Consider the following 15,742-nt stretch of genomic DNA (forward strand, 5'->3'; position numbering starts at 1 on the left):
ACGATGGCCAGCGGCAAAGCGGATGAACTATTCCTCGGGCATCTGAATGATATCATCCTGCAAAACCTGGACAATGCGCAGCTGGATGGAGAATTTCTCGCAGAATCGCTGAACATGAGCCGACCAACGCTCTACCGGAAAATAAAAACCATTTCAAACCTTACCGTACATGAATTAATCAACCTGGCGAGACTAAAAAAGCAGCAGCGTTACTTGCAGAAGGAAAATTCCGGGTATTCGAGGTGTCGAACATTACCGGCTTTAGCTCACCCAATCATTTTAACCGGATTTTTTCGAAGCAGTTTAACATGTCACCAACGAGTTTTATGAAGATGCATGCCGAAGGCAAAAATCATAGCCGCGCAAGCGACTTACTTAAAAAAGATGGCCGGCAGCTTACAACTGCCGGCCATCTTTCAACAATAATAATTCCACTACAATTCATTCAATGCCCGCTTCGCTTCGCGCAACATATCGGCCGCGGGCACCTCTTTCAATTTTGATATTTGAAATGTTTTAAGCAATTCCTCGACCTTTGCACCATGGGAAGCACGCAGTAAACGTAACTTCTCGTAATCCTGGATTCCTTCTATCAGTCGCTCAAAGCGGATAGATGTAGCCGCACCGGGATATACAAAGTAGGTATCACCGGCCGACCAGGTCCCGAAGCGGCTGTCTGTCAGCGGTGTTGCGGGCCAGCAGTTATATGCCCAGCGCAGGTAGCCATCGAGATGTTGAGCGGCGGCGTACCAGCCCAGCCATGTGGCTTCAGCGGGCGGCGAAAAGGTGAAAGTATTAGGAAATCCTTCTACACAACAAGTGTAATAGGTCGTAATCTGACCCGCTGCTTTCCTTTGCTGCCGTATATCTTCTTCAAAAAACTCTCCCGAGCCGATACAATAGTCAAATAATTCCTTCGACAGTTCACGGTGATAGCTGCCTGCCAGTGAAATTTTAAAATCCTTATCAGCGGAGCGAACCAGCGCAATTGCCTTCCGCATGTCGGCAAGCGGACGTTCGTCCATCGCAATCGCTGTTTTACCGAACCAACCCTTTTGCTTCAGATGTTCGGCAAAATCGGCCAGCATCGGACGCCAATGTGCGTTGTAGGCATCGGTGCCGGTAGCCGCGATCAGCACTGTATCTTTACCGAACGTTTCATCATAATAATAAAATTTGTTGTTCCAGGGCACCATGCTGTAACAGTTAACCACCTTGCCAATCCCCATTTCCTGCATGAACGTTACCCACTGGTCAAATATGGTATAGTCGTATTGCCAGCTCCCATCCTTCTTTTTCACCCAACGGATCATGGACTGGTAGATGTCATACGTTTGCCCGCGCCAGGGATCGTGAATCATGCTCACGGTCACAGCTTTTTGTCCGGCCGCCGCCAACATGCGCATATACGGCTTCATTGCTTCCAGGTGTGCACGTGACCATGGTTTTACGTTATGCACCCTGGCAATGGAAAACGGATTTTGCCACAGATCAAGATGAAACTGCCATTCGGCCGGCGGGGGCAACACCCGATCACTCACGGCGACGCGCAGGGTGAGTGGATACGTTTTGTCATCGATCACGATATGAATTTTTTTATACCAGGTACCGGTAGGTGCATTCCTCGGTATTTGGATGCTCAGCCACACCGCTTGCGTGTTACCGGCATTTACTTTTTATAAGGGAGACTAAATACCGGGTCTGCCACGATCACCGAATCCGCTTTGCCAATGGGTAATGTACCACAGCCGCCGCCATCCTTGTTTAACCCGTCAGACATCACGTAGTCCACAAAACCGGCTTTGATCGCGGGATCGCCGGGTTGTATACGTAGCTTGTTAATGGCTTTATCGCTGTACACCAGCACCTGCGCGTTCAGCTTCTCTCCTTTCCAGGCGCGGAGCGTCATTGTTTCGCTCAATCCGGACGGTGCTTGTTCTCGCGGGTAGCGCGTATCTGTATTTCCAAAACCAACTTGGACCTGTTGCGCGGAAGCCTGTAACAACAACAGCTGGCAAACAAAAAGGGCGGTTAATCGATAGATCACGGGAGTATTTTTTTGATAAGTGATCTTAAAGATAATATTTTTTTTTCCGGCATTATAGTGAGATGATCGCGCACCCATTTGCGTTCCCACCAGAACCAATCCGGCAACTTTGTGTCGTTACCGGCCAGTGAATGAAGAAAGATGCTCAAAATATATTTCTCAACGTCTCTTGTAGTAGTGTCGCATCAACCCGCTCCACTCCTTGTAAGCCTTCTTAGAACATTCGGGGGATTAAGTTAGGAAATTAATTTTTTTTTTTTGAAAAACCGGGGTTGACTGTAGTACCATACCTAGCCACGCCCCATTGTTCAAGTTATTTTTCCCGACGGCGCGGCCAACTTACAGACGGGAATCAAAATATCACCATCTGTTTTTGCCATCTTACAACGTATAATTTACATCTGAGGTTCATCTTTACCATCTTAAAACACCGCATAATCATCTTACAACTCCTCATCGCCTTCTGACTACGACGTACCGCGATCTTACAGCTTCGCTTTACAATATTCAGTGCCGGATCATTGTGAATTTATTTTATTGAAATGAAGTTATATATCGGCAATTGCTTTTTTGCTTTGTTACTTTTACTCCGTACCGGGCCATGTTCTGCACCATCAGCTCCCAGGTGAGTGTGCCTATCTCCATATTTATGCTCACAGGATACTTCTTTTCCTCATTCACGATCGCGGGCATACTATACTGCTCCGCCAATAATTTGCCCATTGCAGCCACAGGATGATTATCAATATACAATTTGTTAGGCGCCATGTTAGTACTGGAACTATTGGCATTAACAGGTTTGTGCGCATACAGCAAAGCAGTATCGATTACTTCCAGCAAAATCACTTCACGGATCTCTTCGCTTTCGGTATATTGAAGTTGTAGCGATTGCATCAGCTTTTCCAGCATTGGCCGCTGCCCGGGCTGCGATGTATTCCTGTAGCAAAAAGTAACGAACTTGTCACGTAGCTGGTCTGGCAGCGCAACCTGCTCCAACCCTACTTCCAACGCATTGGCGACGATCAGGCGCAGCTCCCTGTTCACTACCGCAACCGCGAAACCTCCCGGAACCGGGTGTGTTCCGGAAATGCCGGGCGCTTCGTTTCCCAAAGGCTGTATTTGAAAATAGGCCGTTTGGGACTTATCCTCTATTATCTTCAGATAGGCACTCCACAACGAATCGTAATACCGGGTGGCGGCTGCCCGCACGTCAGCAAGGGGCTTCGGCGGTGTAACGGGTTGATGACGCAGAAACTCCAGCAGCATATCTTGCGTTAAACTTGCTGCATGTCCAGCCCACTTTACTTCCCGCTGTTCATCCAGCAACACGCAAAAAGGTATCGCCGTTACCTGGTAGTCATTTAAAGAAGTATGAGTGGTGTCGGAGACTACGGCAGTGGCAAAAGGCAGCTTCGCCAGTGTTTCACGGATTTTAGCCGCCGGTTCATCACTGATCGATACAAACTGTAGGTTCTTATCCGCAGCATGCGCCCGCACAAGGTCGTTCATGTGCGGTACCGCAGCCAGGCAAGGTTTGCACCAGGTGGCCCAAAAGTCAACTACTAATAATTTATCTTGTAATGATGAATCTGCAGGAACATTACTGATCCAATTGGTAATGGTAAGCGGCGGCGCCTTTTCGCCAGTTTTAATTTGCGCTATGGCTTTCGTAGCGGCAAACAGGCAAAGTACAAAGGTCAGGGAACGGGTTAGCATATCGGGCTAATGATTTAATATAATAAAGGAGAAACTAAAGAAAACCTTATCGTCTTTCTATTACAGATAACAAAATATTACTTATTCGCAAAACATCCAATTTATCACGCCAACGAGGTTAACTAGATAACCCCGACACGCATACTGGTACTAACAAACAACTTCAGGGTCCATACAAAAAAGAGGCGTGCCGTTATCATCAGCACGCCTCTTTTATTTACTTCAACACCTCCGCCAGCTTGGCTTCCAGCTCTTCTCCGCGTAAATTTCGCGCGATGATCTTTCCCTGTGGATCAATCAGGTAATTCTGCGGAATCGCCTGTACATTATACATATCCGACGCTTTTTCCTCTCCCAGGTCGATTACCTGCGCCCAGGTGAGTTTATCTTCTGCAATGGCATTGGTCCACGCGGTACGGCCACGTTCCACGTCCAGCGAAACACCCAGCACTTCAAAATTCTTCGTGCGGTATTTCTCATAAGCCTTTACCAAGTACGGATTTTCGGCGCGGCAAGGTTTGCACCAGGATGCCCAGAAGTCGAGCAGCACATATTTACCGCGATAATCAGTAAGACTGATCGATTTCCCCTGCGGATCGGTTTTGGTGAACACCGGCGCCAGTTGGCCAATATCGCTTTTCTTCAGCCTGGCAATGGTAGCGCCCATGGCCTGGCCCTGCGCTGTATTTTTCACGGCGACGGCAAGCGTATTATACAGCGGTTCGAGGTCGCTTGCTGCGGGTTGAAAACCGCCGTAATCAATAATCGCATTAAGGCTTACCACGCTGTTCGGGTGTGACTTCACAAAATCTGCGATAGCGGCTTTACGGTCGGCTTCCATGTTTTCATCCTTCTCACCGCGTGATGGTGCCAGCTGCGCTTTCAGTTGCGCATATGCAGTATTCACCTCACCGCCTTTCACCGTAGCAGTTCTGAGTGCATCCCTGCCTTTCACTTCAATATTTCCCTTTTCAAGATAAAGGGTCAGCATATCGCGGCCGCCAGCCAGCATTAAATAGGCAGATATGGGTTCGGCCACGCTGCCTTTCAGTGTAAACGCACCCTGCGTAATTACCGCTGAATCTTTCTGTTGCTTTTTATTAACGGCGTATGACAAATATACTTTTCCGGAAGGGATAGCTTCCAATTTGCCTTTAATCGTAAACGGCTGTTGTGCGCAAAGCGCTGCCGGCACCATCAGCAAAGCCCCGATGGCAGTAGTTTTCATTATCTTTTTCATGTCGATGTATTTACTTAATTAAAAGGACGCTCGTCCATGGGTATGCCCCATTGCGGATTGAATTTTAAAACACCATTCGGGATCGGCAGCACGAACAATGGTGCATCTATCGCGCTTTCGAATGTTTCGCTGCCCAACTTGTGCGTGATCCTGGTACGGCCCCATGGTTTATCCGGCTCCAGGCAAAAACGCTTCAGGTCCATAAAGCGTTTGATGTGGCCCAGCGGCAACTCGCGGCGACGCTCGTCCAGCACGAGTTTAATTACTTCGTCCTGCGTGGCGGGTTGCACCAGGTCGGGCGTGCCGGTCACAAAACGATAACGGCGCAACAGGTTCACATCGGCCATTGCCTCTGCGGTTTTATTCGTGCGTGCATACGCTTCGGCACGCATCAGCAGCAATTCAGGATACGTAAAGCCGGAAGTCATCTGGAAGCGCGGCAGGTTATTAGTCAGTGCGCCGCGGTAGTATTGTACCCTTGGACCATCATCGTACACCGTGCCGTTATACGTGGTTTTATAACCGGCATTTGTAATCAGGTAAAACTTGTAACGCAGGTCCTTCGTAGCATCGAAGAGGGAAATAAACTCATCCGAAGGATAAGACTGCGCACGTCCCACATTCGCGTCGGTAGCGCGGAAGAATAATATCTCGCGGCTGGAGGGCAGGTTGATTTTACTATCCGGACTTACGATCGAACTGGATAAGGGATTGCCCGGAGGCGCGTAGGTAAGACTGTTGAAATTATAAATGAGATTGTCCGTTCCTTTCGCTGCGGCGGCTGTCCAGGCAAGGTTAGCATAATACGCCACGCTGTCGTATTTACGGGTGAATAGGTGGTAGTAAGCCAGCATCGCCTGCGTAGCTACCTTATTCGGCCGCGAGGGATAATTGGTTACTGCCGGGATATGCGCCAAGCCAATGTGCAGGTCATTCAACACTTTCGTAAATACTTCTTCCTGGGTAGATAAATCCGGCATTTTGGCATTCACGTCCGGGTCGGTGAGGTAAGGGATGGTTTTCGTACTGTTGTTCCCCCGGGTTTATACACCGGCCCAAACACCAGCGTCGTGTGAAAGTAAGCCCAGGCACGGTTAACATATGCCTGCGCCAGTACCGCATCGGCCTGTGTGGCATTCTCCGTTGTTCGGGCTGCATTTACGCCTGCGATCACGTTGTTAAAAAACTTCATGGAACGGTAAGTCCCCCATTCCCAGAAGTAATCGGCCGACGTGGGATTACGGAAAGGCGCCCGGTAAATGTAAGCGTAATAGTTATCGATATTGGTATTGTTATTCGCCTTGTAATACACTTTACCAATGCCTTCCGACAAGGTTACGTTGTCAGTCATATACCCCAGCATGCTGCCGGAATTATTATTTAGGAAAGGATATTTTACGATATCCTCATTATCCAGCAGGTGATCGAAATCTGCAATAGTAGAGGGGATCAGTTTACCCTTGGGCTTTACGTCCGGGAACTTGCTGCAGGCGGTGAGCGACAGGCCCGCGGCTATAGTGAGGAAGAATATTTTTCGCATGTTCATTTGCTTTTAAAAGTTTACGCGCAGTCCCAAATACAATTCCGGCATGGGACGGAAGGGTGTATATCCCAGTTCCGCATTCGTGGGATCGCTGGCATTCATTTCATATGCCTCCGGATCTCGTTTATCGCTGTTGGCGGCCAGCAGCAACAGGTTGCGGCCCATCAATGTAAGGCTGGCATTGCTCATGCCCGCTTTGCGCAGCAGTTTACGATCAAAGTTATAGGTAAGCGAAGCATCCCGCAGCTTCACATAGTTGGCGCTTTCCACGAACGTATTGGAATAGGGAAAATTAAACATGTCGTTAGAAAAAGAAGCCAGCTTCGGATAAATCGCCGTCTTCTCATCACCCGGCTGCTTCCATCGTTTGCCCACATCCGCGTGTTGAATGCCGTAACCATCGTATACATATTTGCGCATCACCGCGCCGGTTTTCGCCAGCAACATAAATGATAACTGGAAGTTCTTGTAGATAAACGTATTCGTAAGACTATACGCCATTTTAGGGCGCAGTGTTCCGCTGAACACCACATCCTGCACCTGCAGCGCACCTGCGGAAATCGGTTCGTTCTTACTGTTCAGGTATAAAGCATTCCCGTTGTTGTCGATGCCCGCGGCACGGTAGCTGAATAAGGCATTAGAAGGATATCCTTCTTTGTTGATGGAATATGTTGTCAGTGAATTTGCATACAGGTAATTGGCGTTATAGCGCATCACCTTGTTGCGGTTGTAGCCTATTGTACCTAACACATGCCAGGTAAACTCTTTTTGCTTCAGCACATTACCGTCCAGGGTTACTTCGAGGCCATTATTGTTAATGCTGCCCACATTCTGAATAAGGCTGGTGTAACCAATGGTAGGGTCTACCGCGTTAGTAGCCAGCAGCGAGCCGCTGCGGCGCAGGTAGTAATCTACCGACATATTCACCCGCTTGAAAAATGACATATCCACGCCTACGTTCGTAGTAGCGGTCTTTTCCCATCGAAGCGATCTGTTAGGCGCGGAGCTGATGCGGTACGAAATATCACCTGTCAGGTTCGAATATTGATCAGGCGCAATAATCAGGAACGGACCGGCGGAGAGGGAAATATTTCCATTGATGCCGAATGAACCTCTTACATACAATTTGTTCAACCAGGACACATCATAAAATTGCTCGTTCGATATTTTATACGTGCCGCCTGCCGACCACAAAGGTTTGTAGCGGAACCGCGGATCGGTACCAAAGAAATTCGTCTGGTCGAGGCGAATACTGCCGCTTAGTAAATAACGGCGATCGTATTCATAAGAAGCATTTGCATACCAGGATACGAAACGATTGTCGCGGAACTCCATCGCTCCGATGTTTACCGTAGAAGCAGGTTTACCGATAGTACTGATCATATCGGCATTGTACAAACCGGCATTGTAATCCGCATAGTTAAACGTAGCGAAGGTACCCGACTGGTCATTATATCCGAAGCGGGTGGGATAAGCATTAAAGTCGCGCACGTCGCGGGTTATTTCACTGCCCGCCAGTGCAATGATGCTATGCACTCCAAACTCGCGCTGGTAATTCAGTTGCGCACGTAATGTATATGCCTGGTTTACATTCCGCGACTCGTTCAACATATCGCCATCGGGAATGTAATGCTTCTCGGGATTGGAAACAGAGGTACCACCATTGTAAGCCAACCGCATGCGGAAGGAATTGGCGCTGGAAATAGAGCGGGTAAATGCATTGCCGCGTGTCCAGCTGCCGCCGGCATCAAGGGTAAGGCCGCGGGCCAGCGCAATATTCAGGCCTCCGGTGAAACGCACCTGCAGGTTTTGCGTACGGGAAGTTTCCAAGGCCATATCTTCCAACGGATTGTAATTCGTTGGCTTCATCCCGGAAAAGGTAGCAAAGCGACCTGCCAGTTTCGGGTTGATGGAAAACACATCCGCATACCGGCCTGTTGCGGGATCTACCACGAGGTCGTAAGGGTGAAGATAAGATGTTGGATAATAATTCAGCAAGTCATTCAGTTTCCTGACAGGCGATTTTCCGGTGCTGTAGTTCACGTTGGTGAGCAAACGAACACTTAGCCAGCGCGCAGGCTTCCAGTCGTTGCGCACGTCGGCGATCAGCCGGTTATCGCTGGTGTAAAGCATATTACCACGGTTGGAGATAAACTTTACCGTCGCAGCCGCCTGGTTTTTATCGCTGCCACCCGAGAGTGAAATATTATGTTGTTGTGTTAGTTGATCGCGGAACAGGTAATCCTGTAACTGCCCGATACCATCGTTCTTTTTCAGTTGTTCTATTTCCGCATCCACGTCCGCCGCACTTTTCAGTCCGCGCGCTTTCGCGACCAGCAAGTAATTGACCCGGGAAATGTACATGTTATTGTCATAGTAAAATCCAGGCGTGATAGGATCCTGGTTGAACAGGTCTACTTCCGCTTCCACATAATCCTTCGCACTCGATCTTCTTAAGAAAGAAAGATCCGGCGCCTGTGTCACCCCGAACGATCCGTTGTACCCCACATTCAACGCACCTTTGCGGCCTGCTTTCGTGGTAATGACGATCACCCCGTTCGAGGAGCGCGCACCATAAATGGAAGCAGCGACCCCGTCCTTCAACACCGTTACGCTTTCTATATTGTCGATGTTCAGTGTTTCCAGGCCGCCGCTCAGCGGATAACCGTCCACGATCACCAGCGGCGCCGTTTCCGCGTTAAACGTCGATACACCGCGAATTTCAAGGTTACCATCATTTTTCAACATCATACCAGCCACCTGTCCTTCGAGGGCCGCCTTCAGGTCGGGACGCAGTTTATTTTCGAGCTGTTTTGCCGTTACTATGGAGAAGGCGCCGGTTGCACGTTCACGTGGAATACTCTGGTAACCAGTGTTCACGGTGACGGCAATACCGGACATCGTGGTACTTTCGGGATACAGGGTAATCATCAGCGGCGCATTGCTTTTTACGCGGTGTTCGAGCGAACGGTATCCCACGAAAGAAATCAGGAGTACGTCATTCGCATCGGCCTGAATGCTGAATTGTCCGGCAGCATTACTCACCGTAGAAATATCTTTTCCTTTTATACGGATGGTGGCCCCTGCCAACGGTGTTCCCAGCGAATCCAGCACCACGCCGGAAATGGGCATAAACACCGGTGCTACCGCCACTGGAGGCGACATGGCCGACTGTTTCTTTTTGATGAAAATGGTCTGTTTCTCTACCGTGTATTCCATCGACTGGTCCTTTAATATCATGGTGAGAAAGCCTTCCAACGGCATATTTTTCACCGCTACGGATACAGGTTTGGCATCTTTCAGCAACTGTTTGCTTACAAATACCACGTTACCTGTTTGCCGCTCTATCTCTGTAAAAACCTTTTCCAGGCTTACATTGCGGCCGGTAAACGTAACCTGTTGCGCATAGGAATTAGCCGATAATTGCAGACAGCATCCCAATAAAAGCAGAAAGGTCAGTCGCATCACACGCACAATTTTGGTTGAACACCGGGAACGCGCCAAACGTAGCGCCGCAGTGCCGGTTGGCCGGACATGCGGGTCCCGGTTACGAAAAGTTTTAAAAAACATACTTTTGTAACGGTTTTGGTTGATTAAGAAAAAGCATCGCCTGAACTACCGCCGCTTCGTGTTCCAGACGGAGCGGCTTCGTTTTATTTAATGACCGTGTTATGGCAACACGACCAGTTTTTTTCCATTCTCCTCTATTTTAAAGTTGATACCCGCACCTTCGAGTCCTTTTAACACCTCCGACAGCGTAAGGTTACGTCCCATTTTGCCCCAGAACTCTCGCGGGGCAATTGTTCCACGGTATTCAATATCGATATCGTACCACCTTGACAACTGCCGCATCACTTCTTTCAGCTCCATATTGTGAAAGTTAAACAAGCCGTTTTTCCAGGCCATTACCTGGTCCACGTCGGCCGGCACTACCCGGATGTTATCGCTTACCTGCGCCTGTTGTCCCGGTTGTAATATTGTCCCCGTATCGCCGCTTTTCACCTTCACCGCGCCCTGTACCAGCGTCGTTTGTATGTTCTTTTCATCGCTATAGGCATTTATATTGAAGCGGGTGCCGAGCACCTGTACGTTCACCTGCTCATTCACTTTTACCCGGAAGGGCTGGTCGGCATTTCGGGCCACTTCCATGTACACCTCGCCGGTTACTTCCACCAAACGTTCCTTACCCGGAAACGCCGTGGGAAAACGGATAGAAGACGCAGCGTTCAACCACACCTCCGTACCATCCGGCAATTGCAGCTGAAACTGCCCGCCACGGGGTGTTTGCAGCGTGTTGTAACTTACGGCGCTCGCATTGCCGTACAACAACCGCCCGCCCTGTTGTCGCACCACGGTGCCATTCCGCGAAAGGTCGCGGGCGCCGGTACTGTCCAGCGTTACCACCTGGCCGTCAGCCATGGTAAGCGTGGCTTTGTTGCTACCGGGACGGGCATCGCTAACAACAGCTATGGGTGGCGCTACCTTAGCTGGGCGCCATTGGAACAGCGCAACTCCGGCCAGCAATAATACCGCTGCGGCGGCGCTCCAGTAAGGCCACAGGCGGCGTACGCGTTTTGCGGGACCGCCATCGGTTCGTCCATACGCAGCACCGCATCCACGAGGTGATCCCACTCCGCACGCTGGTAGGCGGGCAGTTCACCGGGCAGCGGACGCTCCGCCAGCGCAGCCGCTATCTGCGCCGCCGATGCGGGGTCGTCGCGCAGCAATTGCTGCAGCGCTTCGTATGCGGCCGTTTTGTCGTCCTGCGACCATAACTGCTGTAACAGTTGTTCAATATGCGATGGATGGTTCAAGATGTTATCGTTTATGGGTAATGACAAGCGCATCCCTATACAACAGATGCGCGGGAAAAGCATTGGTACCAATCAACCTGAAAAAAATTTATACCACCCAATACCACAACAGGAGCAGGGGCAGGAACACGCCATGTTGCTCCAGGTAATCACGGATGCTTTTAGGGCGCGTGTGAGTGTATTTTTCACGGTTTGTACAGAGAGGTGCAGCTGCTCCGCGATCTCCGCGATTTTAAGTCCGTCGCGTCGACTAAGCAGGTAAATACGCTTTGCCTGTGGTGACAGTGCGGACACGGCTTCATTTACCAGGCGCGATGTTTCGCGGAATTCCAGTTGCCAGTTTTCATCGGCGGTGGATTCCCCGGCGGTGAGCTGGTTGCGGCGGCGCACTTCGGCTTTGCGGAGGTAGCCAAAACAATCGTGAAACGTGATGCGTAAAATCCAGGAGCGGGGATTTTCGATCTCCGGCAGCTTATCGCGGGAAAGCCAGATTTTGAAAAACACGTCCTGTAAAATATCGCCAATAATGTGTTCGGTGGAAGTGAGTTTGAAGATTAACGGCCGCAAGATGGGTGCATAGCGGTGAAACAGTTCACGGAAAGCGGCTTCATCGCCACCCGCAATCTGCAGGAAAAGTATTTTTTCAGTATCTGGTGTGTTGTGCATCCCCGCTCCGCTACAAAATGATTTGGTTGATTCGTGGGGCTAAAATAAAAAATCCTCACCAGTTTTACCCGGTGAGGATTTATATCTTTCAAGTGTATAGTACTACTCTTGCAAAGTAAAGCGGATCGGCAGGTTAAACTGTACAGATACCTGGCGGCCGTTTTGTTTACCCGGCTTCCAGGTTGGCATCCCGCGTACTACGCGGATTGCTTCTTCTTCCAGGCCACCACCTTTTTGGCGCCTACAGTTTTCACGTCCTTGATTTTACCTTCAGAGTCCACTACGAAGGTTACGAATACGGTACCGGAGATACCATTTTCCGTAGCCAGGTGAGGATAGCGGATGTTTTTGCTGAGGTATTTATTAAGGGCTTCCTCGCCACCAGGGAAGGAAGGCGGTTGCTCTACGAAGGTAAAGATCTCTTCTTTCGGAGGAGGCGGCGGAGCTTCTACTACACCTGTACCTTTACTATCGCTCAGCAGTCCTGGGTCGATACCGTTTACATCACCTTCCGCAGTTTTGGTACTTACCGCTTTATCCTTGATCTCTTCCAGTTTCGGAGGTTCTTCTTCAGCTTTCACCTCTTCATCTTTTTTGATCACGGGCGGAGTAAACTGCACCGATGGTTTCACCGGGGGTGGTGGTGCCGGGGGCGGCGGAGGTGGCGGAGGTGTTTTGGGATCTTCCGGTGGAATTTCCAGGTCCTCCAGCTTAATCTCCTCAACCTTAGGCTTTTTGCTTACGTCGTTATCTCGGGCGTTCAGATTACTGTAAATCAGATAGCTACCGAAAATCAACAAAGCCAGCGACGCGGTTCCAATGATGGAATTCCGCACGCGCTTCTCATACGCCCTTCTCAGGTCGTATGCACCGTATTCCTTGTTCCTCTGATCAAAGAGGATGTCAAGAAAGTCGGACTTTAAGATCTTAGCTGAATCCATTGCTTGTTAATTTATGGATGCAAATAAATTGCGTTAATTATTTAATGCCGTTCGCGGTTTCTGTGGACTGAATCCAGGTTTTATCCTGGTCGGTAATATCTACAGTTGCATATTTCTGAATGCGGTTGATCGCCATTTCGTCGAGGATATCCACGAAATTCTGATAAACTGCACCATCGTCGGCTTTGATCATAACAACCACATCTTCGGGTTGTCCTTTAGCGTTGCGCAGTTGAGCTACTTCATCCCTCTTCCTGATAATCACGTCACGAATGCCGCCTTTATTAGCAAAAGAGGTCGCCTGGAAGAAATCCGGATTAGAAGAAGCGTTCGGATCCTGCGCAAGACCTTCGTAGTAGTAAACCTGGTTCTTTTTGCCAAGCAGAATGGTCAGAGCGGTGCTTTCTTTCACCTTGTTCTTCTCCTCCTCATTCTCTGTATCCTTGGGCATTATCAGATCCATAGTCTTAGGCTTCGCCATAGTGGTGGTGAGCATGAAGAAGGTGATCAGGAGGAACCCAAGATCCACCATCGGGGTCATGTCCACACGGGTAGAGAGCTTCTTCGATTTCGTCCCACCGTGTTTCTTACCTTTACCGCCACTACTGCTGGTATCCATTTCAGCCATGGTAACTTCGTTTTTGGTTTTGTAAATAACCGTTAACCCGTCCCGGTTAACCAGTGATTTTAGTCCTTGTTCTCTTCGTTGTAAAGTGCAGCAGCAGATCCTGCAGGTGCGGCTTCCAAGTTAGTAACAAGATTCAGCTTCTGGATCTTCTTCTCTTTAAAGGTATCGAGCACTTTTTGATTACCGGGTAAGGCGTTTGGTTATCGGCCTTAATACAGTATTTCAATTTGTTCGAGTTACCTTCTATTGCAGCCTGGGCAGTCCTGCCGTACTCCAGCCAAACACCGAGTTCGTTGTTGGCAGAGTCCAACGGGATACCTTTTTGCTGCGTTTTCTGCTCATCCGGCGTCATCTCCAGTGTCCTTTTCAGGTCTTTAATATCGGTACCATAGCTGGAACCCAGTATAAAAGCTGTTTTCTGGGGCTCGGTCAGGCCAAGCTTATAAGATTCGTCCAGATCAGAGATCAGCTTCTGCCTTTTCTTCTGACCGTCGATGCTGAAAAACACCCTGCCATCTTTATCGATCGTGATCAACATCACATCGGCATCCGGCAGTAAGGAGGTGTTAATAGATGACGGAGTTACCACCACTACCGGCTCGTCCGGCTTAAACTTGGTAGCCAGCATGAAAAAGTCAAAAGCAGGAAGGCTACGTCACACATCGCTGTCATATCAATAGCGGTGCTCTTCCTCGGCATTTTAATTTTAGGCATGTTACTCCTTTTTGTTGGTTACTTTAATTAAGATTCAAATCCTCACGAATTCCACACAAAAATTCTAAGAAAATTATTTGTGGTTAGCCGCGAAGCTCTGAGTCAAAGTAAAACCAGACTCGTCAATAGCATAAGTGATGCTGTCGATATTGGTAGTAAAGTAGTTATACATGATGATCGCAATAGCGGAAGTACCGATACCCAACGCAGTGTTGATCAGGGCCTCAGAGATACCCAACGCCAGTGCGGAAGAATCCGGAGCACCACCTGAAGCAGACATCGCGGAGAACGCCTTGATCATACCCAGTACCGTACCGAACAGACCAACCAGGGTTGCAACCGAAGCGATAGTGGACAGGAATACCAGGTTTTTTTCCATCATTGGCAGTTCCAGGGAAGTAGTTTCTTCAATTTCGTTTTTGATGCTGAGAATTTTCTGATCAGTATCCAGATCAGTGTTGTTGATCATTTCTTTGTACTTTTTCAGACCAGCTTTCAGTACGTTACCTACAGAACCTTTCTGTTTGTCACACTCAGCCAGGGCAGCATCTACGTTTTTGTTAGCAGGTGGTACTGAACTTTTCTTACCAGCTCAGCGCCGCTGAATTTACCTTTTGCTTTAGACAGGTACAGGAAACGCTCGATCACGAAAGTTAAACATACCAGCAGGATAGAAATCAGGATAGGCACGATTACACCACCTTTGTGCACTGTACCGAACCATTTAGCAATACCCTCTTCAACCGGGTGGTTGTCAGGGTTGTTGCCCCTGGAAGTTCGCAGGATTACCCAGTACGAACATGTAAAAACAAACACCTATTACAATGCAGATCGGCACAGCCAACACGGCAAACAGGTTTGAAGACTTCTTAGGTTGATGAGAGGATGTTTTCGCAGTAGCTGCAGTCACAGTTGCTTTAGTCTCAGCCATGTTGATTGAATTTTTAGTGTTAAAAATTAAACTGTTTGTTTTGTTAGTAATTAATTAAAAATCAGTGATTCGCAAAGTTATACGGTTACCCTAAAAAAACAAGTGTCACTCAAAAAATCTCCCAAAATTTAACTCACCGTCGAAAGCCCTGCTGGCAGGGCGTTTCATTCACTTACACATTTTTATGAGCAAACACTTAGATTATTATACTGTATATGGCAACCAACCCTCCTTCGGGTACCCATCGTTTTCCATGACGTAGGAATCGATTGATAATTTTCAAAGTTGGACGCACAATTTAAGAAAATTATCAAATGTTCCAACAGAAATTTTGTTTTTCCCATATTTAGTCTTTTTAGGCCATCAAAGCCCGACTGTATTGTAATGTACGATTTTTATCCACATCCCGGCTTTCCCGTTTATCCTTAAAAATGTCTATCTGACCTTTTTTTGTGCTGCCGTCCCCTCCAAAACCCCTCTGCCATAACCGGGCGCATCCCAT

At 48.7% G+C, this 15,742-nt stretch carries 18 protein-coding genes; 2 read left to right on the top strand and 16 right to left on the bottom strand.

Annotated features, from left to right (window positions below):
• The first annotated feature begins 3 nt into the window (after positions 1–3).
• Together MKQ70_RS22330 and MKQ70_RS22335 are read left to right on the top strand one after the other, a co-directional pair.
• The gene (locus tag MKQ70_RS22330) at positions 4–330 is read left to right on the top strand and encodes an HTH domain-containing protein (RefSeq protein WP_248074469.1); all 327 of its coding nucleotides are present in this window, start codon (positions 4–6) and stop codon (positions 328–330) included.
• Positions 243–503, top strand: a complete 261-nt coding sequence (locus MKQ70_RS22335) for an AraC family transcriptional regulator (protein ID WP_248074470.1) — start codon at positions 243–245, stop codon at positions 501–503. The genes MKQ70_RS22330 and MKQ70_RS22335 overlap by 88 nt, the downstream gene beginning before the upstream one ends.
• On the opposite strand, the gene MKQ70_RS22340 is transcribed toward MKQ70_RS22335, so the two are convergent.
• The 16 genes from MKQ70_RS22340 to MKQ70_RS22410 all read right to left on the bottom strand — a co-directional run bounded on the left by MKQ70_RS22340 (position 435) and on the right by MKQ70_RS22410 (position 15,125).
• Positions 435–1,649, bottom strand: a complete 1,215-nt coding sequence (locus MKQ70_RS22340; RefSeq protein WP_248074471.1) for a DUF4091 domain-containing protein — start codon at positions 1,647–1,649, stop codon at positions 435–437. The two genes, MKQ70_RS22335 and MKQ70_RS22340, sit on opposite strands and share 69 nt — an antisense overlap.
• A 20-nt stretch (positions 1,650–1,669) precedes the next feature.
• Positions 1,670–2,047: a hypothetical protein gene (locus MKQ70_RS22345; RefSeq protein ID WP_248074472.1), complete on the bottom strand. Its 378-nt coding sequence runs from the start codon at positions 2,045–2,047 to the stop codon at positions 1,670–1,672.
• 534 nt (positions 2,048–2,581) lie between these two features.
• Positions 2,582–3,763, bottom strand: coding sequence for a TlpA family protein disulfide reductase (locus MKQ70_RS22350; RefSeq protein ID WP_248074473.1), 1,182 nt, complete (start codon positions 3,761–3,763; stop codon positions 2,582–2,584).
• A 217-nt stretch (positions 3,764–3,980) separates the two neighbouring features.
• Positions 3,981–5,003: a TlpA disulfide reductase family protein gene (locus MKQ70_RS22355; RefSeq protein WP_248074474.1), complete on the bottom strand. Its 1,023-nt coding sequence runs from the start codon at positions 5,001–5,003 to the stop codon at positions 3,981–3,983.
• Between the two features lie 14 nt (positions 5,004–5,017).
• Positions 5,018–5,995, bottom strand: a complete 978-nt coding sequence (locus tag MKQ70_RS41400) for a RagB/SusD family nutrient uptake outer membrane protein (RefSeq protein WP_248074475.1) — start codon at positions 5,993–5,995, stop codon at positions 5,018–5,020.
• The gene (locus tag MKQ70_RS22365) at positions 5,992–6,543 is read right to left on the bottom strand and encodes a RagB/SusD family nutrient uptake outer membrane protein (RefSeq protein WP_248074476.1); all 552 of its coding nucleotides are present in this window, start codon (positions 6,541–6,543) and stop codon (positions 5,992–5,994) included. Before MKQ70_RS22365 ends, MKQ70_RS41400 begins: the two co-directional genes overlap by 4 nt.
• Before the next feature lie 12 nt (positions 6,544–6,555).
• Entirely contained in the window at positions 6,556–10,011 is a 3,456-nt protein-coding gene (locus tag MKQ70_RS22370; RefSeq protein ID WP_248081567.1) for a SusC/RagA family TonB-linked outer membrane protein, read from the bottom strand.
• Positions 10,012–10,215: 204 nt separating this feature from the next.
• The gene (locus tag MKQ70_RS22375) at positions 10,216–10,965 is read right to left on the bottom strand and encodes a FecR family protein (RefSeq protein ID WP_248074477.1); all 750 of its coding nucleotides are present in this window, start codon (positions 10,963–10,965) and stop codon (positions 10,216–10,218) included.
• Positions 10,966–11,024: 59 nt separating this feature from the next.
• A complete protein-coding gene (locus tag MKQ70_RS22380) occupies positions 11,025–11,360 on the bottom strand; it encodes a hypothetical protein (RefSeq protein ID WP_248074478.1) in 336 nt (111 codons plus the stop codon).
• Between the two features lie 72 nt (positions 11,361–11,432).
• The gene (locus MKQ70_RS22385) at positions 11,433–12,026 is read right to left on the bottom strand and encodes an RNA polymerase sigma factor (RefSeq protein ID WP_248074479.1); all 594 of its coding nucleotides are present in this window, start codon (positions 12,024–12,026) and stop codon (positions 11,433–11,435) included.
• 102 nt (positions 12,027–12,128) lie between these two features.
• Positions 12,129–12,215: an energy transducer TonB gene (locus MKQ70_RS42545; RefSeq protein WP_372490135.1), complete on the bottom strand. Its 87-nt coding sequence runs from the start codon at positions 12,213–12,215 to the stop codon at positions 12,129–12,131.
• 8 nt (positions 12,216–12,223) lie between these two features.
• On the bottom strand, positions 12,224–12,967 hold the full coding sequence (locus MKQ70_RS22390) for an energy transducer TonB (RefSeq protein ID WP_248074480.1): 744 nt from the start codon (positions 12,965–12,967) through the stop codon (positions 12,224–12,226).
• A 37-nt stretch (positions 12,968–13,004) separates the two neighbouring features.
• Positions 13,005–13,595 carry an ExbD/TolR family protein gene (locus MKQ70_RS22395; RefSeq protein ID WP_248074481.1) on the bottom strand — a complete coding sequence of 197 codons (591 nt, stop codon included), beginning with the start codon at positions 13,593–13,595 and terminating at the stop codon, positions 13,005–13,007.
• A gap of 133 nt (positions 13,596–13,728) precedes the next feature.
• Positions 13,729–14,223, bottom strand: a complete 495-nt coding sequence (locus MKQ70_RS22400) for a biopolymer transporter ExbD (protein ID WP_248074482.1) — start codon at positions 14,221–14,223, stop codon at positions 13,729–13,731.
• Between the two features lie 159 nt (positions 14,224–14,382).
• Entirely contained in the window at positions 14,383–14,850 is a 468-nt protein-coding gene (locus MKQ70_RS22405) for a MotA/TolQ/ExbB proton channel family protein (protein ID WP_282457541.1), read from the bottom strand.
• An 8-nt stretch (positions 14,851–14,858) separates the two neighbouring features.
• On the bottom strand, positions 14,859–15,125 hold the full coding sequence (locus MKQ70_RS22410) for a hypothetical protein (protein ID WP_248074484.1): 267 nt from the start codon (positions 15,123–15,125) through the stop codon (positions 14,859–14,861).
• Positions 15,126–15,742: the final 617 nt, after the last annotated feature.

The organism is Chitinophaga sedimenti (assembly GCF_023156195.1).
In the GTDB taxonomy this organism is placed as follows: domain Bacteria; phylum Bacteroidota; class Bacteroidia; order Chitinophagales; family Chitinophagaceae; genus Chitinophaga; species Chitinophaga sedimenti.

Bases quoted from the DNA above. Each gene is read 5' to 3' on its own strand.
- MKQ70_RS22330 (WP_248074469.1), top strand. From the start codon at position 4: ATGGCCAGCGGCAAAGCGGATGAACTATTCCTCGGGCATCTGAATGAT.
- MKQ70_RS22350 (WP_248074473.1), bottom strand. From the start codon at position 3,763: ATGCTAACCCGTTCCCTGACCTTTGTACTTTGCCTGTTTGCCGCTACG.
- MKQ70_RS22355 (WP_248074474.1), bottom strand. From the start codon at position 5,003: ATGAAAAAGATAATGAAAACTACTGCCATCGGGGCTTTGCTGATGGTG.
- MKQ70_RS22365 (WP_248074476.1), bottom strand. From the start codon at position 6,543: ATGCGAAAAATATTCTTCCTCACTATAGCCGCGGGCCTGTCGCTCACC.
- MKQ70_RS22370 (WP_248081567.1), bottom strand. From the start codon at position 10,011: ATGCGACTGACCTTTCTGCTTTTATTGGGATGCTGTCTGCAATTATCG.
- MKQ70_RS22375 (WP_248074477.1), bottom strand. From the start codon at position 10,965: ATGGCTGACGGCCAGGTGGTAACGCTGGACAGTACCGGCGCCCGCGAC.
- MKQ70_RS22385 (WP_248074479.1), bottom strand. From the start codon at position 12,026: ATGCACAACACACCAGATACTGAAAAAATACTTTTCCTGCAGATTGCG.
- MKQ70_RS42545 (WP_372490135.1), bottom strand. From the start codon at position 12,215: ATGCCAACCTGGAAGCCGGGTAAACAAAACGGCCGCCAGGTATCTGTA.
- MKQ70_RS22390 (WP_248074480.1), bottom strand. From the start codon at position 12,967: ATGGATTCAGCTAAGATCTTAAAGTCCGACTTTCTTGACATCCTCTTT.
- MKQ70_RS22395 (WP_248074481.1), bottom strand. From the start codon at position 13,595: ATGGCTGAAATGGATACCAGCAGTAGTGGCGGTAAAGGTAAGAAACAC.
- MKQ70_RS22400 (WP_248074482.1), bottom strand. From the start codon at position 14,223: ATGCTGGCTACCAAGTTTAAGCCGGACGAGCCGGTAGTGGTGGTAACT.